At 39.2% G+C, this 24,253-nt stretch carries 16 protein-coding genes and 1 other RNA gene; 7 read left to right on the top strand and 10 right to left on the bottom strand.

Annotation, left to right across the window (positions count from 1 at the left end):
• Positions 1-131: 131 nt before the first annotated feature.
• Positions 132-1,250 (bottom strand): alanine dehydrogenase, encoded by a 1,119-nt coding sequence (gene ald, locus EA341_RS04130; protein WP_293011581.1) that lies wholly within the window; start codon positions 1,248-1,250, stop codon positions 132-134.
• A 442-nt stretch (positions 1,251-1,692) separates the two neighbouring features.
• Between ald and EA341_RS04135 the strand changes: the two genes are divergently transcribed.
• Complete coding sequence (locus tag EA341_RS04135; RefSeq protein ID WP_293011582.1) at positions 1,693-4,107, top strand: thiamine pyrophosphate-dependent enzyme; 2,415 nt, start codon at positions 1,693-1,695, stop codon at positions 4,105-4,107.
• 55 nt (positions 4,108-4,162) lie between these two features.
• On the opposite strand, the gene EA341_RS04140 is transcribed toward EA341_RS04135, so the two are convergent.
• Positions 4,163-4,843 carry a hypothetical protein gene (locus EA341_RS04140; protein WP_293011583.1) on the bottom strand — a complete coding sequence of 227 codons (681 nt, stop codon included), beginning with the start codon at positions 4,841-4,843 and terminating at the stop codon, positions 4,163-4,165.
• A gap of 54 nt (positions 4,844-4,897) precedes the next feature.
• Here EA341_RS04140 and EA341_RS04145 point away from each other — a divergent pair, with 54 nt between their 5' ends.
• Entirely contained in the window at positions 4,898-5,911 is a 1,014-nt protein-coding gene (locus EA341_RS04145) for an acyl transferase (protein ID WP_293011585.1), read from the top strand.
• Positions 5,912-6,099: 188 nt separating this feature from the next.
• Here EA341_RS04145 and EA341_RS04150 read toward each other — a convergent pair whose 3' ends face one another.
• Together EA341_RS04150 and rnpB are read right to left on the bottom strand one after the other, a co-directional pair.
• The gene (locus EA341_RS04150; protein WP_293011587.1) at positions 6,100-7,257 is read right to left on the bottom strand and encodes a sigma-54 dependent transcriptional regulator; all 1,158 of its coding nucleotides are present in this window, start codon (positions 7,255-7,257) and stop codon (positions 6,100-6,102) included.
• Positions 7,258-7,272: 15 nt separating this feature from the next.
• Positions 7,273-7,695: RNase P RNA component class A (gene rnpB / locus EA341_RS04155), an RNA gene on the bottom strand.
• A 408-nt stretch (positions 7,696-8,103) separates the two neighbouring features.
• Between rnpB and EA341_RS04160 the strand changes: the two genes are divergently transcribed.
• The 3 genes from EA341_RS04160 to EA341_RS04170 all read left to right on the top strand — a co-directional run bounded on the left by EA341_RS04160 (position 8,104) and on the right by EA341_RS04170 (position 11,804).
• Complete coding sequence (locus EA341_RS04160; protein ID WP_293011589.1) at positions 8,104-10,545, top strand: TonB-dependent receptor; 2,442 nt, start codon at positions 8,104-8,106, stop codon at positions 10,543-10,545.
• A gap of 176 nt (positions 10,546-10,721) precedes the next feature.
• Positions 10,722-11,189 (top strand): DUF4442 domain-containing protein, encoded by a 468-nt coding sequence (locus EA341_RS04165; protein ID WP_293011591.1) that lies wholly within the window; start codon positions 10,722-10,724, stop codon positions 11,187-11,189.
• A gap of 51 nt (positions 11,190-11,240) precedes the next feature.
• Positions 11,241-11,804 carry a DUF3109 family protein gene (locus EA341_RS04170; RefSeq protein ID WP_293011593.1) on the top strand — a complete coding sequence of 188 codons (564 nt, stop codon included), beginning with the start codon at positions 11,241-11,243 and terminating at the stop codon, positions 11,802-11,804.
• 29 nt (positions 11,805-11,833) lie between these two features.
• Here the strand turns inward: EA341_RS04170 and EA341_RS04175 are convergent, their stop codons facing one another.
• Complete coding sequence (locus EA341_RS04175; RefSeq protein ID WP_293011595.1) at positions 11,834-12,979, bottom strand: heparan-alpha-glucosaminide N-acetyltransferase domain-containing protein; 1,146 nt, start codon at positions 12,977-12,979, stop codon at positions 11,834-11,836.
• 414 nt (positions 12,980-13,393) lie between these two features.
• Between EA341_RS04175 and EA341_RS04180 the strand changes: the two genes are divergently transcribed.
• Complete coding sequence (locus EA341_RS04180) at positions 13,394-15,985, top strand: family 20 glycosylhydrolase (RefSeq protein WP_293011597.1); 2,592 nt, start codon at positions 13,394-13,396, stop codon at positions 15,983-15,985.
• On the opposite strand, the gene EA341_RS04185 is transcribed toward EA341_RS04180, so the two are convergent.
• On the bottom strand, positions 15,980-16,549 hold the full coding sequence (locus EA341_RS04185; RefSeq protein WP_293011599.1) for a hypothetical protein: 570 nt from the start codon (positions 16,547-16,549) through the stop codon (positions 15,980-15,982). The two genes, EA341_RS04180 and EA341_RS04185, sit on opposite strands and share 6 nt — an antisense overlap.
• 86 nt (positions 16,550-16,635) lie before the next feature.
• Between EA341_RS04185 and EA341_RS04190 the strand changes: the two genes are divergently transcribed.
• The gene (locus EA341_RS04190) at positions 16,636-17,367 is read left to right on the top strand and encodes a hypothetical protein (protein WP_293011601.1); all 732 of its coding nucleotides are present in this window, start codon (positions 16,636-16,638) and stop codon (positions 17,365-17,367) included.
• Positions 17,368-17,374: 7 nt separating this feature from the next.
• Here EA341_RS04190 and EA341_RS04195 read toward each other — a convergent pair whose 3' ends face one another.
• Genes EA341_RS04195 through EA341_RS04210 form a run of 4 tightly spaced genes read right to left on the bottom strand, consistent with a single transcriptional unit; the run spans position 17,375 to position 24,024 of the window.
• On the bottom strand, positions 17,375-18,112 hold the full coding sequence (locus EA341_RS04195) for an SIS domain-containing protein (RefSeq protein ID WP_293011603.1): 738 nt from the start codon (positions 18,110-18,112) through the stop codon (positions 17,375-17,377).
• Between the two features lie 2 nt (positions 18,113-18,114).
• A complete protein-coding gene (locus tag EA341_RS04200; RefSeq protein WP_293011605.1) occupies positions 18,115-20,250 on the bottom strand; it encodes a c-type cytochrome domain-containing protein in 2,136 nt (711 codons plus the stop codon).
• 11 nt (positions 20,251-20,261) lie between these two features.
• On the bottom strand, positions 20,262-21,713 hold the full coding sequence (locus EA341_RS04205) for a DUF1501 domain-containing protein (RefSeq protein WP_293011606.1): 1,452 nt from the start codon (positions 21,711-21,713) through the stop codon (positions 20,262-20,264).
• Position 21,714: 1 nt separating this feature from the next.
• Positions 21,715-24,024, bottom strand: coding sequence for a PSD1 and planctomycete cytochrome C domain-containing protein (locus tag EA341_RS04210; protein ID WP_293011608.1), 2,310 nt, complete (start codon positions 24,022-24,024; stop codon positions 21,715-21,717).
• Positions 24,025-24,253 lie beyond the last annotated feature (229 nt).

Raw genomic sequence — 24,253 nt, forward strand, 5'->3', positions numbered from 1 at the left:
GGTGGTCAAAAAAGCAGATATAGCTACGCTTCGGAAGAAGTTATAATTCAATAAACAAGGTACGTACTAAATAAAAAGGCCTCTGAAAATATATGATTTCAGAGGCCTTTTTTACTTTATAAATTTGAAATTTAACCCATCAAATATTTTTCTACAGGAACGTAATCCATATCAAATGCTTCAGCAACAGCCTTGTAAACTATATCGCCGTGAATCACATTCAATCCAGGAACCAATTCTGCATTCTCACGGGCAGCTTTTTTCCAGCCTTTGTCAGCCAACTGTATGGCATATGGTAATGTAGCATTGGTAAGTGCTAGGGTAGAAGTGTAAGGAACAGCTCCAGGCATATTAGCCACGCAATAGTGAACTACATCGTCGATGATATAAGTAGGGTTTTCGTGAGTAGTGGGTTTACAAGTCTCAATACAACCTCCTTGATCTACAGCTACGTCCACAAGTACAGTTCCAGGCTTCATGTCTTTCAGCATGTCTCTGGTAATCAAGTGAGGTGCTTTTGCACCTGGTATCAATACTGCTCCTATGATCAGATCAGAATCCTTGATCATTGTTCTGACATTGTACTCATTGGACATCATGGTTTTAACATTAGCAGGCATCACATCTGCCAAATACCTCATCCTTGGGATGGATACATCCATAATGGTTACATCAGCACCAAGGCCAGCTGCCATCCATGCAGCTTGCGTTCCTACTATACCACCACCAAGGATTAACACCTTTGCAGGTAATACACCCGGTACACCACCCAATAGTATACCTCTACCTTTCAAAGGTTTTTCAAGGTAGTTAGCACCTTTCTGCACAGACATTCTACCGGCTACTTCTGACATAGGTACCAAAAGAGGAAGACTTTTGTCTACTTTTTCAACCGTTTCATAAGCCAGGCAAATAGCTTTGCTTTCTACCATTGCCTTGGTCAGGGGTTCGTAAGAAGCAAAGTGAAAATATGTAAACAACAATTGACCCTCTTTAATCAGTTTGTATTCAGGCTCGATCGGCTCCTTCACTTTTATGATCATCTCAGCAATAGCATACACATCTTCTATTGTAGGAAGAATAGCTGCACCTGCTGCTGTATACTCATCGTCTGGAAAACCACTTCCTTCACCTGCTGTATGTTGAACAAATACCTGATGACCTCTCTTAACGAGTTCTGTGGCACCAGCAGGGGTTAAAGCTACCCTGTTTTCGTTGTTTTTAATTTCCTTTGGAACACCTATTATCATGATGCTAAAATTTGGGTTTTTAAATCGATTGCGCAAATATAATAATGGCTTGGAGAATCGGTACAAAATCTAATCATTATTTTGATTCGAATAAGAAAATGGATATAAATCAAAATTAACATCTGTTTAATATTATAATAATTAATAAAATTTTGAATTAATCTTTTAAAAACTCGAAAATTTTGAGCATTCAATTTCAATGTATTGTTATAGCAATTATATGGCATAATTTTATGTTTGCTTTCTATAATATGTGTTTTTTATATTTTAACAAAATAAAATATCGGTATTTTAAAAAAAACGTCTTATTATCGAAATTTTTTATGGAAAAATTTGAAAATTATTCTCTTTTGGAGTTTGTTAGAAAGTGAAAAATCTCTATTTTTGAAATACTTGCGACAGAAGTGATTATAACCCAAAATAGCTTATCAGATTATTAAAAATGACAAAAGTGGCGACATTCTCGAAAAATAAAAGGAAAAAAACCCTAAGCAAACAACAACTTTTAAGTGACTATCGCTTAGCGATGGAGAGCAGACATGCATCTCTTATGGGCAGAAAAGAAGTTTTTATGGGTAAAGCCAAATTCGGAATTTTCGGAGATGGAAAAGAACTTGCTCAAATTGCGATGGCAAGACATTTTCAAGATGGAGATTTTCGTGCAGGATACTACAGGGATCAGACCTTTATGTTTGCTATTGGCCAACTTACCATAAGGGAATATTTTGCTCAATTATATGCCCATACTTCTGTGGAGGCTGATCCTGCATCAGGAGGAAGGTTAATGAACGGTCACTTTGCTACCCGATCTTTGAACGATGATGGTACTTGGAAAAACCTAATGGAGATGAAAAACTCTTCTGCAGATATTTCTCCTACTGCCGGTCAAATGCCTAAGCTATTGGGTTTGGCTTATGCTTCCAAGCTGTACAGGGATAATGAAGGCTTGAAATCCATGACTCAATTCAGTAATAATGGAAATGAGGTTGCTTGGGGAACAATTGGAAATGCTTCCACTTCTGAAGGGATGTTTTTTGAGGCAGTCAATGCAGCAGGTGTGCTTCAGGTGCCGATGGTCATTTCTATTTGGGATGATGGGTACGGAATTTCTGTACCTAACGAATACCATACTACTAAAGGTAGTATCTCTGAAATTCTAAAAGGACTTCAGAGAAACGACGACGAAAAAGGATACGAGATTTTTGTGGTTAAAGGATGGGATTATGAAGCATTAGACAGGGCTTATGAAAATGCTGCCAGGATCGCAAGAGAAGAGCATGTGCCTGTAATGGTCCACGTAGTTGAAGTAACTCAACCACAAGGTCATTCCACTTCAGGATCGCATGAAAGATACAAGAGTAAGGAGAGGCTTGAATGGGAAAAAGAGTTTGATTGTCTTGATCAATTCAGGAAATACCTCCTGGAAAATGGAGTAGCCACCGCAGAGGAATTGGATCAAATCGGGCAAGAAGCGAAGGCTTATGCCAAGAAAGAAAAAGATGCTGCATGGCAGGCCTTTTCCAATGACATCAAAAATGAGCTTAAAGAAGCAGTAGATTTGATAAAAAGTGCTGGAGCAAAATCACAGCATAAGCAGGTTGTTGAAAGCATTGCTGAAGAACTTTCCAAAACACTCAATCCAATTAGAAAAGATGTAATTTCTTCTGTAAGGAGGGCTCTATGGGTGATGAGGACAGATGCAGAAGATGTAAAGGCAGATCTTAAATCCTGGTATGAAATCCAGCAGGAGCTGAATGAAGATAGGTATAGCAGCCATCTGTATTCCCAGTCTGAATTCAGTAGTGCCAAGGTGAAAGCAGTAGCAGTTGAATTTGATGAAGAAGCCCCATTGGTTGATGGAAGAGAGGTTTTGCAGGCCTGTTTTGACAACCTGCTTGAAACTGATCCAAGGTTTTTGGCATTTGGGGAGGATGTAGGAAAAATAGGTGATGTCAATCAGGCATTTGCCGGATTACAGGCAAAGTATGGTGAATCACGAGTAACAGATACGAGTATCCGTGAGGTGACTATTATAGGTCAGGGCATAGGGGCTGCATTAAGAGGGCTGCGCCCAATGGCTGAGATACAATATTTAGATTACATCCATTATGCGCTGATGACACTTTCTGATGACTTGGCCAGTTTGCATTATAGGACTAAAGGTGGTCAAAAAGCTCCCTTGATTGTTAGGACGAGAGGGCATAGACTAGAAGGTGTGTGGCATGCCGGTTCACCAATCGGGATGTTATTGCATTCATTGCGTGGAATGCTATTATGTGTGCCTAGAAATATGACACAAGCAGCGGGTATGTATAATACACTTATGCAATCTGATGAGCCGGCTTTGGTTATCGAATGTCTGAATGGATATAGGCTCAAAGAAAAAATGCCAGCTAACATAGGAGAATATAAAGTTGCTTTGGGACAGCCAGAAATTATTCGTGAGGGTGACGACATTACAGTGGTTACTTATGGATCCATGTGTAGAATCATGGAAGAAGCGGCTGTTGAACTTGCTCAGATGGGGATTGACATTGAAATTATAGATGTGCAGACCTTGTTACCATTCGATGTTGACCACAGTATTGTGGAGTCTATAAAGAAAACCAATAGGGTTTTGTTCGCAGATGAGGATGTCCCTGGTGGCGCTTCGGCATATATGATGCAGCAAGTTGTAGAGGAACAAAAAGCTTATTACCATCTGGACGCTGAACCAGCTACTTTAGCGGCAAATGCACACAGGCCAGCTTACTCCTCGGACGGTGACTATTTCTCCAAACCTTCCGTGGATGATGTGGTAGAAAAAGTGTATGGTATCATGCACGAATCAAACCCTGATAAATTCCCTGCCATTTAAATTTAAATATAGAAAAATCATATTGTGAAAAGGCCCCGTTTACATGGGGCTTTTTTTATCTGGATGTTCTTCTAATTTGATTAAGAGTGACTTCTGGGCTAGAAACGATATTGCTCCTGTTGAGTGCACGATCTTGAATCTGAATATCTATTCGAATGGTATCATTTCTGAAAATAGATTCCCAACCAAATGAAAGCATAGCGTATTGCAAATCACCTTCTACAGGTTGACCCTGATTGTTGTTAAGGATTCTAGGGAAACGTCCATTGAAGGTGGTGAAAAAAGGAGGGTCTTGCCAGCGGAATTCAGTAAAACTCCCATTTCTTTTGATGAAAAATTTCACGAAAATATTATTGTGATCTTCGTTTTGCTCTACCTGAACAGTATCTCTTACAATGACGTTGTTTACAATTGGGTTAATCACCCAATCTATTGGGTTAAACGAAGGTGCCGAAGCTGGCCTTTGAGAGTATACAATTAAATTTCCTGAATTGTTTCTCAGAAAATTTACCGGTTGAAAAGGAGGGTCTACATCAGTAGGATTTAAACCTAGATCACCTTCAGCATCTCTAAACCCAATTTTAACAATCAAAGAGTCGGCGCCAGATGAACTGGCAAAAGCCATATCTCTAAAAGTAATTTCTGGTACAGAAGGGAAGTTTTCTGGTGGGGAAACACAGGAAATCAAGAAAGAAGCAATAAATAATAAGTAAATATAATTTTTCACACTGCTCATGCTGGCATAAATTTACAATCTTGCGGAATTGGGGTAAAATTGATCAATTTTACAATGACAAATTATAAAACGACTAAATATTTCAAAAGTTTTCAACAGGATATACCTACAATAGATGGAAATATTTTTGAAAATAAGGCTTTGAAGCTCTTTCGTTTCCAGGCGGAACACAATAAAATTTATAAATCCTACATAGAAGCCAGGAGAATAAATGTAGAAAATGTATCGTCATTAGATCAAATTCCTTTTCTGCCGATCAGGTTTTTTAAAGACCATAAAATAGTATGTGGGGAGGAAAGTGATTTTCTGGAATTTTATTCAAGCAGTGGAACTACTGGCACGATTACGAGTAGACATTATTTTTGGTCAGAGGAGTTTTACCTGCAACATGCTTTACGCCTGTTCGAAAAAGAATATGGCAACATTCGCGATTATCATGTCTTGGCTTTGTTACCGGCTTACTTAGAAAGAAAAGGAAGCTCTTTGGTAAGTATGGCACAATATTTTATAGATCAATCCCGTTCTGAGCATTCTGGTTTTTATCTCTATAATCATAAGGACTTGGTAAAAAACCTAAAAGAATTATCCGGTAAGTCCGGTAAGATTCTTTTATTAGGAGTGACTTTTGCTTTGTTGGATTTAGCAGAAAGTAACTTGGATATTCCTGAAATTCCTCAACTCGTGATTATGGAAACTGGAGGTATGAAAGGACGCCGGAAAGAGATGATCAGAGAAGAAGTGCATCAGGTTTTGAAAAATAAATTCCATCAGGAAAAAATTCATTCGGAATACGGAATGACAGAATTGATGTCACAGGCTTATTCAAAAGGAGATGGTAAATATATCCTTCCGAATACTATGCACGTAATGTTAAGGGATGTGAATGACCCTTTTGCTTATTCAAAACGCAAACAAGGTGGGATCAATGTAATTGATCTTGCCAACTTCCACAGTTGTGCTTTTATTGAGACGCAGGACCTGGGAAAATTTGACGAAAACGGATTCCTGGAAATCTTGGGAAGAATAGATAATTCTGAAATAAGAGGGTGTAATTTAATGGTTAATTAATTTTGTATTCCTTTTATAATTAAACATATTTGATCGTAGTTTATTAAAATAGTATGAAAAAGATAGCAATCGTAGTAATGGCTTTAGGAGTTTTGGCGCTAAGCTCCTGTGCGGCAAGTAAACCTTGTCCTGCCTACGCAAAGGTAATAGAGAACGCTGAAGTTAAAGGATAATGAATATGCTGACCATTAATAGTCAGCATATTTTTTTACATCATCCAGACTGATTGTTTTTTCTCCCAGTATCACTAATCTCTCCACCACGTTTCTCAGTTCTCTGATGTTTCCAGTCCATGGGAATTTTTGAAGTTCTTTTGTGGCTTCTGGTGAGATGTCTTTTTGTGCAGTGCCATATTCTTTAGCGATATCATCCAAAAATTTCTCAATGAGCAAAGGGATATCTTCTTTTCGATCCTTTAGTGCCGGAACTTGAATCAAAATGACACTTAACCTGTGGTACAAATCTTCTCTGAAATTACCATCTTCTATCTCCTTTTTAAGGTCTTTATTGGTAGCAGCAAGTACTCGCACATCTACCTTAATATCCTTGTCCCCTCCAACTCTTGTGATTTTATGTTCCTGAAGCGCCCTGAGTACTTTGGACTGCGCAGACAAGCTCATATCTCCAATTTCATCTAAGAAAAGGGTACCGGAGGATGCTTGCTCAAATTTACCCACTCTTTGCTTCACAGCAGACGTGAAAGAGCCTTTTTCATGTCCGAATAGTTCACTTTCAATCAGTTCTGCAGGTATCGCGGCGCAATTGACGGCAATAAAAGGCTCATTGGATCTGTTGCTTTTTTTATGTAGCCAATGCGCGACAAGTTCTTTACCTGTACCGTTTGGGCCGGTGATCAAAACCCTTGCATCTGTAGGCGCTACTTTTTCAATGGTATCCTTTACTTGAAGTATGGCCGGGGATTCGCCTACCATATCCAACTTTTTAGATAGTTTTTTCTTCAAGACCTTGGTTTCTGAAACCAAATTCTTTTTATCCAAAGCATTCCTTACTGTGAGTAAAAGTCTGTTTAGGTCAGGTGGTTTAGGAACGAAATCAAATGCCCCCTTTTTTGTTGCTTCTACAGCTGTCTCTATGGAGCCATGGGCCGAAATCATGATAAACTGAGGCTGCTTATCCATTTGGGAAGCATGTTCCAAAACTTCCAGTCCGTCCATTTTAGGCATTTTGATGTCACAAAGGACCAAATCAAAATCTTCTTCCTGCAACATTTTTAAACCCTCTTCTCCGTCCTGAGCCTCTGAGATTTTGTAATTTTCATATTCGAGTATTTCTTTGAGCGTTGCTCTGATGACTTTTTCGTCATCGATGATCAGAATTTTTGACATATCTTATTCTTTATAAAAAGGTGCAAGCCTATAAGCCGGGTTCTGTTCTTCATTCCAAATGAATGAATTACCTGTCATTTATCTAGCCCCGGCTTCACAACCGGGGTCCATCGACCTACCCATTCCGCAGAAAGACGAGCCGCCTTTTCCGGAATTTAATCCGGTGCGGAACCTATTTGGTCTTTCAACCCATAAGGTTTACCCTGCCCCTGATGTCACCATCAGGGCGGTGGGCTCTTACCCCACCATTTCACCCTTACCCCGTCCCGATAGCTATCGGGATCAGGGCGGTATATTTTCTGTGGCACTTTCTGTAATCAGTCCGTCACCAGTCTGACTCCTTCCCGTTAGGAAGTATGGTACTCTATGTTGCCCGGACTTTCCTCTCTCTCATCCCGATAGTTACAGGGACGGGACAGCGACAGGTCGGCTTGCACCTTGCAAATTAAAGGAAATTCAGCCAAACCTCTCATGATTTTTAATTTGAAAGTTTTTAGATGATATACTGCCCCTCCTTTAATGCAAATGACGATACTTTTACGCAGTTATTGGTTTTTGAGTTAAATCTGATTTTTCAGAGGAGTACATGTACTTTGATAATTAGATGGATAGGTTAGCCAAAAGATACCGTCATATTTGAACCAATTGAAAGGAGATGATTATTAGATAAATGACGGAAAAAGTGGGTTTTGGAGCTGTGAAGTTAAGTTATAGATTATTTCTATTATGTATAAGAAATGATAAATATTTATCATTGAAACTTCCCCTCCTTATTTGGATTAAGTTTAAATAACAAATACATTTGTGACGTTAATTTATACTAAATCTAAATAGCTTTAAGCTTATATGCAATTCAGAGGTTTACTGGGAGTTTTCGCAATTCTCTTTTTCTTTTCAAGTAATTCGCCTGTTTTTTCCAATGATAATTCTGATCCAAAATCAGGGGAGAATACATTGGTTATATCTGGTAAAGTGTCTAGTGTAGATGGTGAGACTATTCCTTACGCAAATATTCTTGTTGTAGGAACCGTAAAAGGCACTTATACCAATATAGATGGGTCATTCGAAATTTATGATTTGCCTGACGGTGATTATACCCTTAAGGTGTCAGCTATTGGTTTTAAGTCCTTCACAAGGAAGGTGACAGTCAAAGGTGGGCAAATGAGTGAAGTGGACTTGGTTTTTGAAGAAACAGGTGTAGAGATGCCCGAAGTAACCGTTATAGCCAGCAAGGATAGGGTGTTCAGTAGGGTGCCAGGCTCAGTGACTTATATTGATAAAAAAGAGATTCAGACCATCAATCCACTTAGTGGTAATGAAGTATTGAGGAGATCTCCAGGATTACATGTTGTCGATGAAGAAGGATTGGGAATGCGGGTAAATGTTGGTATTAGAGGCCTTGATCCTGATAGAAGTAGAAATGTACTTATTTTAGAAGATGGTGTTCCAGTAGCCCTTTCTCCATATGGAGAACCTGAAATGTACTACACGCCTGCAATGGATAGGATGGCCGGAGTTGAAATTTTGAAGGGATCTGGACAAGTTCTTTTTGGACCGCAGACGATAGGTGGAGTAATCAATTACGTGACTGCCAATCCACCACAGGAAGAAGAGGGTTCTGTGTATGTGCAAGGTGGTCAAGGAGGTTTCTTTTCCGGATTGGTCAATTACGGAAATACATTTGGAAATACTGGAATTCAGGCCAATCTTTTGAAGAAAAGAGCTGATAATATTGGGCCGACTGAATTTGATATCACTGACTTCAACACCAAATTATTGTTCAGTCTCAATGATAGATCTGAATTGGGAATGAAGGTTGGAATTTATAATGAGGTGTCCAACTCTACATATATAGGGCTCAATCAGGTGATGTTTGATAGGGGAGGTGAAGATTTTACTAGAATGGCTCCGGATGATCAATTGGATGTTAGCAGGTATTCTTTAAGCTTTAGCCATAAGTACAGATTTAACAAAAACGTCAGGTTAAGAACAATTGCTTATGGTTATAGGACTACCAGAAACTGGAATAGGCAGGATTTTACGATCAATAATGACAATACCCCTCCATCAAACTGGACTGGAGTAGTATGGGGAGACAGAGAAGTGCCGGGAGGAGCTATTTTTATGAGGAACTCAACCGGTAATAGAAACAGACAGTTTGAAGTCGCAGGTATTGAGCCTAGACTTGAAGTTGATCACAAACTTTTCAATACTTCTAATGAACTGATCGTAGGAGCTAGGTACTTATATGAGAGAGCCTTTGAACAAAGGGTGAACGGGACAAAAGCAGGAGTGAAAAGTGGTGACTTGGTTGAAGATGAAGTTAGGACTGGAAATGCTTTTGCAGCTTATGCTCAAAATAAAATCAATGTAACTTCCAAAGCAGATATCAATTTGGGTGTAAGGTTTGAAAGCTTTGATTACGAAAGGGATATCCGTAGAAGAAATTTTCCTGAAGTCGGAATAAGAGATACGGTATTGACCGCATCAAATGTTATTCATGAAATTATCCCTGGGGTTGGATTCAATTACAGGCCATTGAATACATTTAACATTTTTGGTGGTGTTCATAAAGGGTATGCTCCTCCAAGGACAAAAGATGCCATTACCGCACTCGGAGATGTCCTTGAGTTGGATGCAGAACAAAGCGTTAACTATGAGTTAGGATTCAGGACAGAACCAACCAAATGGTTATTTGTGGAAGCAACAGGATTCGTAATGAATTTCACAAATCAAGTGATTCCTGTAGCAGAGTCTGCCGGAGGAGTAGGATTTGGATTGATAAATGGTGGCGCAACCCTCAATAGAGGAGTAGAAACTGCGGTAGTTATGGATTTGAGTAAGTTGTTTAGTATGAGAAGATCAAGTCTTACCTATGATGTCAATGCAACTTTTGTAAAGGCTACCTTCAATGAAGATAGGTTTATCAATGGAACCAATGTGAATGGAAATAGAACTCCTTATGCGCCAAACTGGTTTGTAAACTCAGCTCTTACCTTTCAGACTGAGTCAGGATTTGGGTTAAGATTGGTTGGGAATTTTGTAGGAGATCAGTTTGGTGATCCTTTAAACACAGTTGAGCCATCTCCGAATGGAAGAGTTGGTATGATAGCTGCCTATACAGTCTTTGACGCTGTAATCAATTATGATATCCGAAAGTGGAACTCAAGATTTAACCTGACCATCAAAAACCTAACTGATGAAAGGTATATTGCTACCAGAAGACCTCAGGGAATAAGGGTTGGGATTCCTAGATTCATCACGGCAGGTTATGAATTCAGATTTTAATAAAAAAAATTCAAATTTTCCATAAACAAATTAAACAGCACCATGTTATGTTACGGAAGGCTTTAATAAGCTTTTCTTCATAGTGCTGGGTTGAGCCGTTCCGAGAAATCGGGACGGCTCTTTTTTTGTGGACATCGAAAAGAAACATATCTTCATTTTCAAAATTTATTACAAGGATGCAGCATAAGAGATTCAAAAAATATAAGAGATTGATCAAGCTCTTGAACATCTATCCTCCCTACCTTTTTTCGGGAATCAGGGTAGTGGACTACAATGAAGACTTTACTTATTTCAAAGTCAGACTGAAGCTTACTTGGTACAATAAAAACTTGGTGGGAACTGCTTTTGGGGGATCACTTTATTCCATGTGCGATCCTTTTTTCATGTTTATTTTATTGATAAATCTGGGAGAGTCTTATATAGTCTGGGATAAGGCTGCCTCGATCAATTTTGTAAAGCCGGGAAAGGGTACTGTTTACGCAGAATTTTTTCTTTCTCAGGAAGAAATCGCTAATGTAAAATCAGTTGTCGATCAGGAAGGGAAAAAAGTGTTTACTTTTCCATGTAAAGTAGTCGACAAAAATGGACAGCTGATAGCATCTCTGCAAAAGGATGTTTATGTAAGGAGAAAGGAAAAGATTTAGACTTTTTTGCTGCTTACATTCCTCTTACCTTTACAGGCTAAATTGAATACAATGATATTAGTAGGGAATGCCGTCATCAGTGATGATATCAAAGAACAGTTTTTTGTTTGTGATCTGGAAAAATGTAAAGGAGCTTGTTGTGTGGAAGGGGATGCTGGAGCACCGTTGGAAGATGAAGAAACAAAAATTATCGAGGAAATCTATCCTATAGTCAAAGATTACATTACTGAGGAGGGAAGAAAAGTCATAGAAAAAGAGGGTACATGGGTCATCGATAAAGATGGTGACAAAGGGACACCCACTATAGGTGATAATAGAGAATGCGCCTATGCCCTTTATGATGAAAAGGGAATCTTGAAATGTGGTATTGAGCAGGCATACCTAGATGGTAAAATTAGTTTCAAAAAACCCATTTCCTGTCATATGTATCCCATACGTATTACCAAATACGATCAATACGAAGCCTTAAATTATGACCGTTGGCATATATGTAGTCCTGCCTGTACCTTAGGAAGCAAGTTAGGGGTGCCCATTTATAAGTTTTTGAAAGATGCACTGATAAGAAAGTTCGGAGAAGACTGGTATGCTGAGTTAGTCAGTGAAATTGAAGGATAATATAAAGCCCGCAAATCGCGGGCTTCACTTTATACTTTGATATATATTTTTTTCTTGTCCATCCAAAGACCAATAAGCCAGATCAACAACATATAGGCAATGGAAAATAGCAACGAGGCATTTTTTGGACTTAACCAATTAGTGAAGGCATTGGAATAAATAAATGCTTTTAGATTTTCATCTCCAATACTGATAAAATACATGATACTGATGACTATGCCTGATAGGACATAGAGAATGAGTGGATTCCTACCAAAAACTTCCAAAGGGTAGGTCCAGCTTCTTTGTTGCAAAATTTCAATCAGCAGGATCATGAATGCAATCAAAATAAGGTCAAGCCCCACAGTTAATAGCACATACGAACTTGTCCATAATTTTTTGTTGATAGGGAAAAATGGATCCCAGGCCAAACACAATGCAATCAATACTAACCCTGCTACCAATAAATATTTGACAGTCTTGGTGGTGTTACCCATTTTTTGGATAAATTTTCCTGCAAAGTATCCCGCAATAACATTCACTACGGCTGGGAATGTACTCAGAATACCTTCCGGGTCAAAAGGAATACCTTCTCCTCCATATAAGTTGTTGGGCCCGATTATCCAAAGGTCAAGCTTTAGGGCTGCGTTGCCGGTAAGGGAATAAGGGTCACCTGACTCCCCAAAAAAGTACATTATAGGCCAATAGGCAATCAAAGTGAGTGCGCTGAAAATTATTGCACCTTTTTTACTGAGATAATACAAAATAAGAGATGCCAGAAGGTAGCAAAGTGCTATTCTCTGCAAAACGCCAAGTAACCTCACATCTCCCCAATTGATCATGGATATTCCATTTTCTGTCTGATCAAAAAACGGGAAGGCATTCAAGCCCCAACCGATGATGAAAATCAGAAAGCTCCTCTTCAGTACCTTTTTTAGAAACAAGCCCTGATTCATTTTTTCCATCTTCTTCATACTGAAACTCATAGCATTGCCAACTACAAATAAGAAGGTAGGGAAAACCAAGTCAGTAATGGTAAAGCCATGCCAAGCAGCATGCATAAACGGACCGTACATATGTGACCAGGATCCGGGTGTATTGACGACGATCATCAGGGCAATGGTCAGTCCTCTTAAAACATCCAGGGCAAGATACCTCTCCTGCAGTGGAACTCCAGAAGGTTGAAGGGTAGACATAGTTTGCTGGGTTTGGAAATTATTTTTTTTATTGGATCAAACTTGTTGTAAAATATAAATAAAGTATGAATTTAAAAATTCCTTTTACAATACGATCTTCTTCAAAGTATAAGTAGATCATTAGTTCGACGGAAACTGTGGGTTTTGTACTTTGAGGAGCTGTATGAAATCAGTGGATGGATGGGAAAAAGAAGTTAAATTAGGTGCCCAGGTTTAGAGTTGGATCAGAAGGACTGCAGGAATAATCGGTTCTTCAAAGAAGTGAAATAATAAGATATTCCTATTACAATTTTATGTGATATTATATCTTGAAATGTGTAAAAATATACAATCAGAATTGTTCTTTTACTGATTTGAAGTATAAAATATAAGTTTAACTTTTTCTCAACTCATTGATTTTACTATCTTAATTGGATGAAGAGACAATTGCTTTACCCAGCCCTCCTTGTTTTTGTAGTTTCATTCCTTATTTCTTCCTGTTTTTCGGAGAAGAAACAATTCGCTGTAGACGATCTTCAGGTAGAATGGCAAATTCTTGAAAACACCATTCAGCCTGAACAGTTTCATAAAGCATCTTTTACCCTTACAAATAAAAGTCAGCAAAATCTGAAAGCAGATTGGGAAATTTATTTTAATTCGGTATTTCTTTCAGTTAACCCTGAAATCTCAGATGACAAGGTTGTGATGGAACACCTTTCGGGAGATTTTTTCAGAATCAAGCCTTCGGAAGATTTCCCAATACTTTCTCCGGGAGAACATTTTTCTTTCGAATACAGCTCAGGGAATTTTCTGACTAAAAACAGTCATATACCTGAAGCACTCTACATAGTTTTTGGAAATAATCCTGACCAAGGTTTTCCCCTGAATAATTATCATAAAAAGGGGTTGAACATCCCCTCTTTGGCTAAAATTGCTAAAGGAACCTCCTTGCCTATACCTACTGGAAACCATTTATTTGAAGAAAATAAAAACCTCAGTACGTTAAATAGTAGGGAGTTTAGCCCAATAATACCAACACCCAAAAAGTATGAGTGGGGGGATGGTGATTGGGAAAAATCAGCTCAAATCAGTTTTTATGTAGCAGAAGATTTTGAAGCGCAGGAAACACACTTGAAAAAGTTACTCGGAGGAATTTTCGAAGGAAGCATTTCTTCTGTTTCAAAAGAAGAGGCGGATATTAGGATAGTGAAAAGCAGTCTTGACTTGGGAAAGGAAGGCTATGAATTAAAAATAAATGATCAGGTTATCATTGAAGCCAGTGAAGCTCCAGGAGTATTTTATGGCATTCAAAGTTTGATGGCGCTTTTTCCTGTAGATATTTTTTCTGAAAAGGTTTCTGAATTGAGTCTTCCAAGAATCACAGTCAAAGATGAACCCAGGTTTGAGTATAGGGGCTTATTTTTGGATGTGGCTAGGAATTTCCAATCCAAATCTGCCGTACTCAAACTATTGGACTTGATGGCCTTTTATAAATTGAATGTATTTCATTTCAATCTTGCCAATGATGAGGGTTGGAGGATTGAAATTCCCGGTTTGCCGGAGCTCACAGATATAGGAAGTAAAAGAGGCCATTCCAGAGAAGAAAAAGATTTTTTATGGCCATATTATGGTTCAGGACCTGATAAAAATGATTCCCCAAGTGGAACAGGGTATTACAGCACCGCAGATTTCAAAGAGATTTTGCAGTATGCACAAGAAAGGCACATAGAAGTGATTCCCGAAATAGGCGTACCTGCTCATTCCCGTGCAGCCATCATAGCCATGAGAGCCAGGTACCATCAGAAAATGGAAGAAGGGGATGAGGAAGGAGCAAAGGAATACCTTTTAGAAGATTTTGATGATCAATCAGAGTATTTGTCTGCACAGAATTTTAGAGGCAATACGATATGCATTTGTCAGGAGTCAGCCTTTGGCTTTTATGAAAAGGTGGTGGATGAAATTGCAGCAATGTATGATCAGGCTGGCATTACCTTACAAACCTTCCATACGGGTGGAGATGAGGTTCCCCATGGGGCATGGACGGCCTCCCCTATTTGTGAAAAGTTTATTCAGCAATCGGAGCAAATCAATACTGTTGATGATTTAAGAAATTATTTCTACCAAAAAATTAGTAAGATGTTTGCCGAAAGAAATATCCAAGTTGCAGGATGGGAAGAAATAGGGCAAATAGAAGTAAGCGAAAAAGGAGAAAAAGTAGCTCGTCCAAACCCGGAATTTGCTAATGCAGGTTTTAGGGTACATGCCTGGAATGCTGTAGCAGGTTGGGGTGGGGAGGATATGGCTTATCAGCTTGCTAATGAGGGCTATGAGGTGATTGTCAGTAATTCATCCAATGTTTACTTTGACCTTGCCTATGATTTGCATCCCGACGAACCTGGTCACCTTTGGTCAGGTCATGTCAATTTACAGACATCATGGCAAATGGTGCCTCTCAATCACTTTATTTCCAATGATACAGATATGTATGGACGCCCGATCGACATTGACGGATTGTTACGGAATAAGGTGAGATTGAGTAATGAGGGAAAGAAGAACATCAAAGGAATATCTGGACAGCTCTGGACAGAGACGGTGAAGGGGCAAGACATGATGGAATATTATCTTCTTCCTAAAATGCTGGGATTGGTTGAAAGGGCTTGGGCTGGTGATCCGGATTGGAGTACGATTTCTGACCATGAATCCAGAAGAGTTGCAAGGGAAGAAGATTGGAATAAGTTTGCCAATGCGGTTGGACAAAGGGAATTACCTAGGCTGGATTTTCTTTTTGGGGGCTTCAATACCAGGTTGCCTAAACCAGGGACATTTGTCAAAGATGGCCTTATGCATGCTAATGTAGAGACACCTGGGTTGATCATCAGATATACGCGAGATGGAACTCGGGTAACTTCAAGTTCTCCCCAGTATTCTGCTCCAGTTCCTATAGAAGGGAAGGTAATGTTGCGTGTTTTTACTCCTTCCGGAAAAGGAGGTGGCATGAGCGCATGTGACAAATGGGATGGCTCATAATTGTAAACCAACCCTCAAGTGAAGGTTGACAAAAACTTCACCCATTGCTACAGTTCTTGGCATAACCCTATAATATTCCCATCCATATCCAATTCCTATTCCTGCTTCATAGTTGAAATGCCTCGTAGGACTTCTGCGAATTCCCCAAGTTGGTATTAAGCTTAAACTGGGAATTACTCTAATCCCGTCTTCATTTGAAATCACAAACCAATCAGGTTGATAAGTGGTAGTCAATGCAAGAAAATTCCCAGAGTTTTTAGCAATTTTTTTTCCTTTCAGGAGACGCTTTTCTAGGTTGTAATAATATCTTGGCTCAATTCTCAAAAATGGATTCCAGACATACAAAGGGTTTTGCATGAAAAATCCGTCTTGGTAGGAAAAGTTAAAGCCAAGTTCACTACGGAGCGCCATGTCCCTTTTTAATCTTGATTCATTACTGAAGTATTTTGTTATCAATAGACTCTGCACCTGCCAGATAGATTTTTCAACAGATGCATGTTCTTGAGCATCAGTGGTTTTTATAATGAAAATAAAAAATATACAAGTTAAAATATAAATTTTCATGGCGGAATTTTATGGAATAGCGCAAAAGTAATTTAATTTAAACAATTAATCTAACTACTTGTTTTACGGTTATGGACAACTTATTGATGAAAATTTACCTTTTGTGTTTTTTTATTTTTGCTATGGTTTTTCAGGTTCAATCTCAAATTAGCTTGGATATTGAGAGTGGAATTATTTTTCCAGGATACAATGAGGTGAGGATACCGAATGAGCAGGGCACTACATTTGATTTTAATTCCGACTTTCAAATCCAAGGTCCTGTGATTCCTTTGAGGATAAGACCTGGGTACAGCTTTGGTAAAAATCATGTATTTGGTCTTTATGCTCCTTTGAGTGCCAATTACCTGGGAACTCCTGGGTTCCCAATCAATTTCCAGAATAGCCAATTTGATGGCAACAATGAAATTGAGGGTTTTTACAAATTCAACAGCTATAGACTGACTTACCGTAGGGATTTGATTCAAAGTGAAAAATGGATTTTGGGGGTAGGTTTCACCGGTAAAATCAGAGATGCACGGGTAAGTCTTACACAAGGAGGAACAACAGATTTCAAAGATGATGTTGGCTTTGTACCACTTTTACACTTGTTTGCCAGTTATGATACAGGAGGGTTTACAGCTATGATCGAAGGAGATGGTTTGGCTGGTGGCCCCGGGAGAGCTTTTGATTTTTTCGGAGGGGTCAGGGTTCCTGTTTCCAATTACTTTGACCTCAAAGCAGGCTACAGAATATTGGAAGGAGGAGCTGAAATATCAGAAGTGTATAACTTTGCTTTCTTTAACTTTGCATCTGTGGGTATAGTTTGGGGGTTAAGGTAGAAGATCTTCAAAGACCTTTGATGATACCTTTATATTTTTGGATAAGTAAATTGTTGTGTTCCTCTCCTTCATCTGAATTGGAGCTGCTGAATACTTCTGGTATACAACCTTGACGCAATAAATTCTCCGTAGCTTGAACCATAATAGATTGGAGGATACTTACACCGATTACTGTGGATGTGGCGCCCACTTTAAAATCAAGACCATCTAAGGATACGGCAGCATCTCCGATTTCTCCTCCATTGTCGAAGTATACATCGGAAATTTCAAAAAGCCTTTTCCCTGAATAATGCCTCGATGCTACAGAAGAAGTATGCTTGAGGTTTGTGATTACAATCACCTTGGCTCCCTTTTCTTTAGCCAACATCGCCATTTCAATGCTGACAGTATTCCTTCCTGAATTGGATGAAATAATAAAGATATCTGAATTTCCTATGTCATGAGATCTGAGTAATTTTTCTGCATAACCTTCTTTTCTCTCCACTTCTGTGCTATACGAAGCATCTTTATGGAGCATTAAAGCTTCATCGAGAATAGGTATTACCCTTGCAAATCCACCAGCTCGGTAAAAAATCTCCTCTGCAAACATATGGGAATGGCCTGTTCCACTGGTATAAATGAATCCGTTTTTGGCTAGACTTTGACTTACCCAATAGGCAGCCAATTCAATTTTTTCTTCCTGCTCATAAACAATCCCAAGCTTGGCCTGTAAATGATCCAGATAGCGTTGATAAGCCTTTTTCATGGTTAGTTTATTAATATTTCATCTATAAAGACCCAAGCTTGACTTCCCTTGGAGGGATGCCAATTTGGAAGAGCTGAAACTGGGCTAAGTTTGATTTTAAGTGAGGAAATCACATTTTCATTTTTTAAAGATATATTTTTCAATATCATTTGTTTCCCATAGTTTTCTAGAGGCTGTTCTGGTTTTTCCTGAAAAATATTTTCCCACTGACCTGAGCTGTTTCTCTTAAAGATTTCTATGCGATAGGGTGGGAAAATATGAGAACCTTCATCTGTCAATAGACTTAGTGAAATATTGTTTACTGTTTGATTTGCGTCAAATTTCAAGATAGCTTCAAAAGGATTCTGTTGAAAACCTAGCCACTTTCCTGAACCAAAATCTTCGTCACCTTTAACAAGGTCAAAAAGTGTTTCTACTCCTTTTCCTTTATATTGTTCGTTTGGTTCATAAACCAAGTTATACTTAACAGGTTTTATTCCGGCCATAAAAACCAGTTTCTTTGCGCTTGGACTCTCCAGCCAACCAGAGGCAAATGCTTTGGCTCGAATCTCAGTACTTTCTTTTAGGATAATAGGTTCTTTATATTCCATGCTGAGGCTATCCGGCTCTGTTCCATCCAGGGTATAGCGGATCCTTACCGATCCGATTGGATGCCTAAGTGTGATTTTCTCTGATTCTTCAAAAATTACATTGTCAAATTCAATAAACGGGGAGTTCAATGCAATGGCTTCTCCCTCATTTCTGTGTCCAGTTTCAATTTTTATTTGACTGTTTTTTGCAATGAAATTTTCAATTTCTTTTTCTTCAATTTGGGTGTTCCAAAGATAAACTGTCTTGATAGCAGGTATTTTTTGGATGATGTCCAGACCCTCTGATTGTATTGGATTTCCACTGAGGGAAAGATTTTTGAGTTTTCGGAGTTTTGTTAAGGGTTCTAGTGCTTGTCCGCTTATTCCTGTAAAATTGAGGTTGAGGTTTTCGAGATTTTTAAATCCACCAATGACTTTGATGTCCTCATCATTCAAGTCCATATGGCTTAAATTAAGAGAAACTATTTGTTCGTCTATTTTTTTTAATTCTACCAGTCTGGCAGGATTAAACTCCTTTTTCCCGAAAAACCTAACAGCCAAAGCGGGTGACTGTGGAGCAATAGGTTCTACTAAACGGTATTCATCATTAAGGGACTTTATTTTCTTAGGGTCGGCCGCTTCAAAATCATAATTAACCTTTTGCCTGCTTTCGACCCAGTTCTTTGCCAAAGAGAAAAATTTATCCTCAGCATCAAAAGCGGTGACTTTTTTATCAAAATGTGCAGATTCCAATATCCAGGCTGACAAAAGTTGCTTTTCTTCTTCATCCAACTGAATCTTTCCTTTTGGAGGCATATGCTCCTCATCCTCCAATGGGAGGTGGATTCTTTTAAAAATAAGGCTTTCTTTTGGATCTGTAGGATCAATACTTAGCCCGGACTTTCCACCTGCTAATATGAATTTAGCTTCGTCCAGCCTTAAATCACCTTTTTGTTTGGAAGCTTTGTGGCAACTGATGCATTTCTGTTCCATAATGGGTTTAATGATATGGGTGTATGTATCAGCTTCTTCTAGCGCTACCTGAGGATTCTTTGCGGCTGTCTTTAGGGGTTCTAGTAAGAAATCATCGCCATGTGTTATAGAAGCGCCTAAGTGCCCTGTGACAATTATCAAAAGAAGTGTCAGCGTTGGGAGCAATTTTAAAGTGAGAAAATTATCTTTCTTTTCGGCCCAATACCAAATTGAGCCCAACCAAAACACAGCAACAGCTGTCCATTGGTGGAATTTGATGTTTTCATAAGAATAACCTGACTCCGAACTCAGTAAAAAACCTGCTATGACGGTCAGCCCTGTGAAAAATAAGGAAAAAAGTAAAAAATTCTTTCTGAAAGCAGGGTAAGGTATTGAATCGGGAAACCAGAAGAGAAATGCAGTTAAAATCAACAATACTATAGGGAAATGAAGTAATAGGGGGTGCATTCTTCCAAAAACTTCCAGTAGCGGAGGGAAAACCATCCTGCCCTGGCCAATGATCAAGACTATGATCAAACTGTGCATAATGATCAAAAAATAGTCTAGAATAAGGAGTATTCGGGATTTTAAAGACATGGCTGAGGACATTAAGCAAGAATATCTTTGACCACCTTACCATGTACATCAGTGAGCCTGTATCTTCTCCCTAAGTGTTTGAATGTGAGTTTTTCATGATTGATTCCCATTAGGTGAAGAACTGTTGCCTGAAAGTCATGTATATGTACAGGCTTATCTACAATATTGTAACCAAACTCATCTGTTTCTCCATAAACCATACCTGACTTCACACCGCCACCAGCCATCCAAATGGAAAATGCCCTGGGATGATGATCTCTTCCGTAATTGTCTGCTTGTATTTTTCCCTGACAATAATTGGTTCTTCCAAATTCACCTCCCCATATGACTAAAGTTTCGTCAAGGAGTCCTCTTTGTTTCAAGTCTTTGATTAAGGCTGCTGAGGCTTGGTCTACATCTTGTGCCTGCCCCATGATTTCCCTTGGAAGGTTGTCATGTTGGTCCCAACCTTGGTGGTACAATTGTACAAACCGAACCCCACTTTCTGAGAGTTTTCTTGCCAATAGGCAATTGGCGGCATAAGTGCCTGGCACTAGGCAATCAGGTCCATACATTTTGATGACAGAGTCTGGTTCATTTGAAATATCAGTGACTTCAGGAACAGCAGTCTGCATGCGGAAGGCCATTTCGTATTGTTGTATTTTGGCCATGATTTCAGGATCAGCCACAGACTCATAGCTCATTTGATTGAGAACAGACAATTTATCCAGCATTTTTCGTCTATCCGCTCTGGACATTCCCACCGGATCTCCCAAATAAAGAACTGGATCTTCACTGGCAGAAAACTGTACTCCCTGATGAATAGAATCAAGAAAACCATTTGTCCAGAGTTTGGAATAAACACCTTGACCATTTCCTTTTCCCCTGCTGAGCAAAACACAAAACGCGGGAAGGTTACTGTTTTCGCTGCCAAGTCCGTAGCTTAACCAGGCTCCCATACTGGGCCTATTTCCTACCTGCGCACCTGTTTGGAAAAAGGTCAGGGCAGGATCATGATTGATGGCATCTGTATGCATGGATTTTATGATGCAGATATCATCAACTATTTTCGAGGTATGTGGGAAAAGGTCGGAAATCCAAGCCCTAGCTTCACCATACTGTTGAAATCCAAAATAAGAACCGACTAACGGGAAGGAGCTTTGTCCCGAGGTCATACCTGTAAGTCTCTGTCCCATGCGGATAGATTCGGGAAGTTCTTGCCCCATTTGCTTGTTAAGCAAAGGTTTATAATCGAAGCTTTCTAATTGGGATGGGGCCCCATTTTGAAAAAGGTATATTACCCTTTTGGCTTTTGGAGCAAAATGGGGTAAGGCATCAAACAGCTCTTCTTCGGCACTTTTTCTATTGAACAAATCAGGGATCAATAAACTTCCCAAAGCCAGACTGCCAATCCCTAAACTGAGTTTGGATAAGAATTTTCTTCTGTTCTGATTTAAGCCATGTTCAAGTTCCTCTTTTCCCATCTCAAATCTTTGTTATAGCTTCTTCTAAATTGAATAATGTGGTGATTACCTGCATCAGGGCTGCAGAATCAGTTCGTAACTCTTTTTCTGAAATTGGGAAATTACTCACATTTACCATTTCCGAAGCGGCTTGCTTATTCTTTGCAAACCGCTCTTTTTCCTCTTGGTAATACGCTTCAAGTACTTCTAATTCATTTTTCTTAGGTTTCCTGCAGATTATACGCTCAAAAGCATCGGTAATGGCTTGATCAGCATTGTCATATTTTTGAAGTAAATCCATAGCCAGAGTAGCGGATGCTTCTAGCACCAAAGGATCATTGAGCATAACCAAAGCCTGTAAAGGTGTATTCGTCCTGCCTCTATTAACTTCACATTGGTCTCGATTGGATGCATCAAAAATGATGGGCATGGGTGGGGGAGAAGTGAGTTTGATAAATGTATATAAACCTCTTCTATACAATTTCTCATCACTGTCCTGCACATATGTTTTAAGCTCCCCTCTTCCGGAGGTGGAGGCTTCCCAGAGGCCTTTAGGCTGGTAAGGTTTGACACTGGCTCCACCTATTTCCTTAACAAGGAGTCCCGAACTTGCCAAAACCAGGTCGCGTATGTTTTCAGCAGTCAAGCGCAATCTTGGGTATCTTGCCAAATAGGTATTCTCAGGATCCATCTCCAAAGACTTGGGTTTGACTATAGAGGATTGCTTATATGTAGCAGAGCTCATTATTTTTTTTAACAAATACTTGATGTCCCAATCATTCTCCATGAAATCCACTGCCAGCCAATCCAAAAGTTCCGGGTGAGAAGGGAGGTCACCTTGCATACCAAAATCACCAGTTGATTTGACTATCCCCTGACCAAAAATTTCCTGCCACACTAGATTCACAAAAACCCTTGCGGTAAGGGGATTGTCTTTAGATACTGTCCATTTGGCCAGGCCTAGCCTATTTTTAGGAAGGTTATCATCAAATTTTGAAAATGATATTGGCGTTCCAGGGTTTACTCTTGCGGTAGGTGCATCATAAAGTCCCCTGTCTAAAATATATGTTGGCCTAATGCTATCCAACTCTTCCATTACTGAAACCATCAATCGGCTGCTGTCTTTGTGGTTGATAAATTTCAGTATGCTTTCAGTATCTTCTTTTTCAATCCATAGAATAGGAGTTTTTGCCGGTTTTGATTGCATGACATCTCCCTCATACCCTTTTTCGGGAGTGTTGTTGAAAAATGCATAAAGCTCAAAATACTCTTTCTGAGAAATTGGATCATATTTATGGTCATGGCACTGGGCGCATTCCATGGTCATCCCAATAATTCCCTTGCTGTATGTGTTTGTTTTGTCTAGAATATATTCCACGCGGTATTCTTCATCGATGACACCGCCTTCTTCCGTGTATTTGTGGTTTCGATTGAATGCAGTGGCAAGTATTTGCTCTTTGTTTGCGTTGGGTAGCATATCCCCAGCAAGTTGCCAAGTGATAAATTCATCGTAAGGGAGGTTTTTATTGAAAGCATGAATTACCCAATCCCTGTACGGCCATTGGGTTCTAATATTGTCATCCTGATAGCCATAGGAGTCGGAATACCTGGAAATATCCATCCACAAAGCAGCCATTTTCTCTCCGTAAGTTTCTTGAGAAAGTAAAAAATCCAACAATTCTTCATAGCTATTCTCCCCCTTTTCTTTTTCAAAAGATTGCATCATTTGGACAGTTGGGGGCAGCCCTGTGATGTCAAGACTCAGTCTTTTGAGCAAGGTGGGACGATCAGCAATCGGGTTGGGTTGTAAGCCCATTTTATCCAATCTGTTAAGAACGAAGTGATCGATTTCATTTTCAACCCATTCCTTATTTTTGATTGGAGGTAATGTGGCCTTAGTCGGATTTACAAATGCCCAATGAGGTTCATAAGCTGCTCCTTGACTGATCCATTTTTTAATGATTTCAATTTCTGAATTGCTGAGTATCAAATTAGACTCCGGAGGAGGCATTCGCTCTCCCGGATCTTCAGTACTAATGCGTAGAAAAACCTGGGATTCTTCAGGCTTGTTGGGTACAATAGCATGTTGTCCCGGACTTTCTTGCAATGCTGCATATGCATCTTCTGCAATATCCAATCTCAGTCCAGCTTCTCTTTTGTTGGCATCAGGACCATGACATGCAAAGCATTTATCTGATAAAATGGGCCTGATATGAAAGTTATAACTGATCTGTTCCTCACCTGAAATGAATATTTCCTGTGACTCAGAATTCTTACAACTGACAATTGCCAGAAAGACGAGTAGAAGTGAAAACAGAATCGGAAGTCTCATGATACTTTTCAGCTTGAGGTTATTAGGGAAAAGTAATTTCGTGAAAAAATACATTGCTAACAAAACCATCTGTAAAAATATGGTTCATAGCAAATAAAGTATCATAAAAAAACAAAAGCCGGTCGATTGGACCGGCTTAGTAATTGATTTCAATCTGATTTTTATTTTTTAATAAGCGAGAAATCAAAGCTTTCCAGGAACTTGGTTGTAAAATTGCCTGCTTTGAATT

This window comes from Mongoliibacter sp. (assembly GCF_007692705.1).
GTDB lineage: Bacteria > Bacteroidota > Bacteroidia > Cytophagales > Cyclobacteriaceae > Mongoliibacter.

What these genes read in the sequence shown, in the direction of transcription:
- EA341_RS04135 (WP_293011582.1), top strand. Translation starts at nt 1,693, where the DNA reads ATGACAAAAGTGGCGACATTCTCGAAAAATAAAAGGAAAAAAACCCTA.
- EA341_RS04165 (WP_293011591.1), top strand. Translation starts at nt 10,722, where the DNA reads ATGCAGCATAAGAGATTCAAAAAATATAAGAGATTGATCAAGCTCTTG.
- EA341_RS04205 (WP_293011606.1), bottom strand. Translation starts at nt 21,713, where the DNA reads ATGGGAAAAGAGGAACTTGAACATGGCTTAAATCAGAACAGAAGAAAA.
- ald (WP_293011581.1), bottom strand. Translation starts at nt 1,250, where the DNA reads ATGATAATAGGTGTTCCAAAGGAAATTAAAAACAACGAAAACAGGGTA.
- EA341_RS04195 (WP_293011603.1), bottom strand. Translation starts at nt 18,112, where the DNA reads ATGAAAAAGGCTTATCAACGCTATCTGGATCATTTACAGGCCAAGCTT.
- EA341_RS04160 (WP_293011589.1), top strand. Translation starts at nt 8,104, where the DNA reads ATGCAATTCAGAGGTTTACTGGGAGTTTTCGCAATTCTCTTTTTCTTT.
- EA341_RS04140 (WP_293011583.1), bottom strand. Translation starts at nt 4,843, where the DNA reads ATGAGCAGTGTGAAAAATTATATTTACTTATTATTTATTGCTTCTTTC.
- EA341_RS04145 (WP_293011585.1), top strand. Translation starts at nt 4,898, where the DNA reads ATGACAAATTATAAAACGACTAAATATTTCAAAAGTTTTCAACAGGAT.
- EA341_RS04185 (WP_293011599.1), bottom strand. Translation starts at nt 16,549, where the DNA reads ATGAAAATTTATATTTTAACTTGTATATTTTTTATTTTCATTATAAAA.
- EA341_RS04210 (WP_293011608.1), bottom strand. Translation starts at nt 24,024, where the DNA reads ATGAGACTTCCGATTCTGTTTTCACTTCTACTCGTCTTTCTGGCAATT.
- EA341_RS04180 (WP_293011597.1), top strand. Translation starts at nt 13,394, where the DNA reads ATGAAGAGACAATTGCTTTACCCAGCCCTCCTTGTTTTTGTAGTTTCA.
- EA341_RS04190 (WP_293011601.1), top strand. Translation starts at nt 16,636, where the DNA reads ATGAAAATTTACCTTTTGTGTTTTTTTATTTTTGCTATGGTTTTTCAG.
- EA341_RS04170 (WP_293011593.1), top strand. Translation starts at nt 11,241, where the DNA reads ATGATATTAGTAGGGAATGCCGTCATCAGTGATGATATCAAAGAACAG.
- EA341_RS04175 (WP_293011595.1), bottom strand. Translation starts at nt 12,979, where the DNA reads ATGTCTACCCTTCAACCTTCTGGAGTTCCACTGCAGGAGAGGTATCTT.
- EA341_RS04150 (WP_293011587.1), bottom strand. Translation starts at nt 7,257, where the DNA reads ATGTCAAAAATTCTGATCATCGATGACGAAAAAGTCATCAGAGCAACG.
- EA341_RS04200 (WP_293011605.1), bottom strand. Translation starts at nt 20,250, where the DNA reads ATGTCTTTAAAATCCCGAATACTCCTTATTCTAGACTATTTTTTGATC.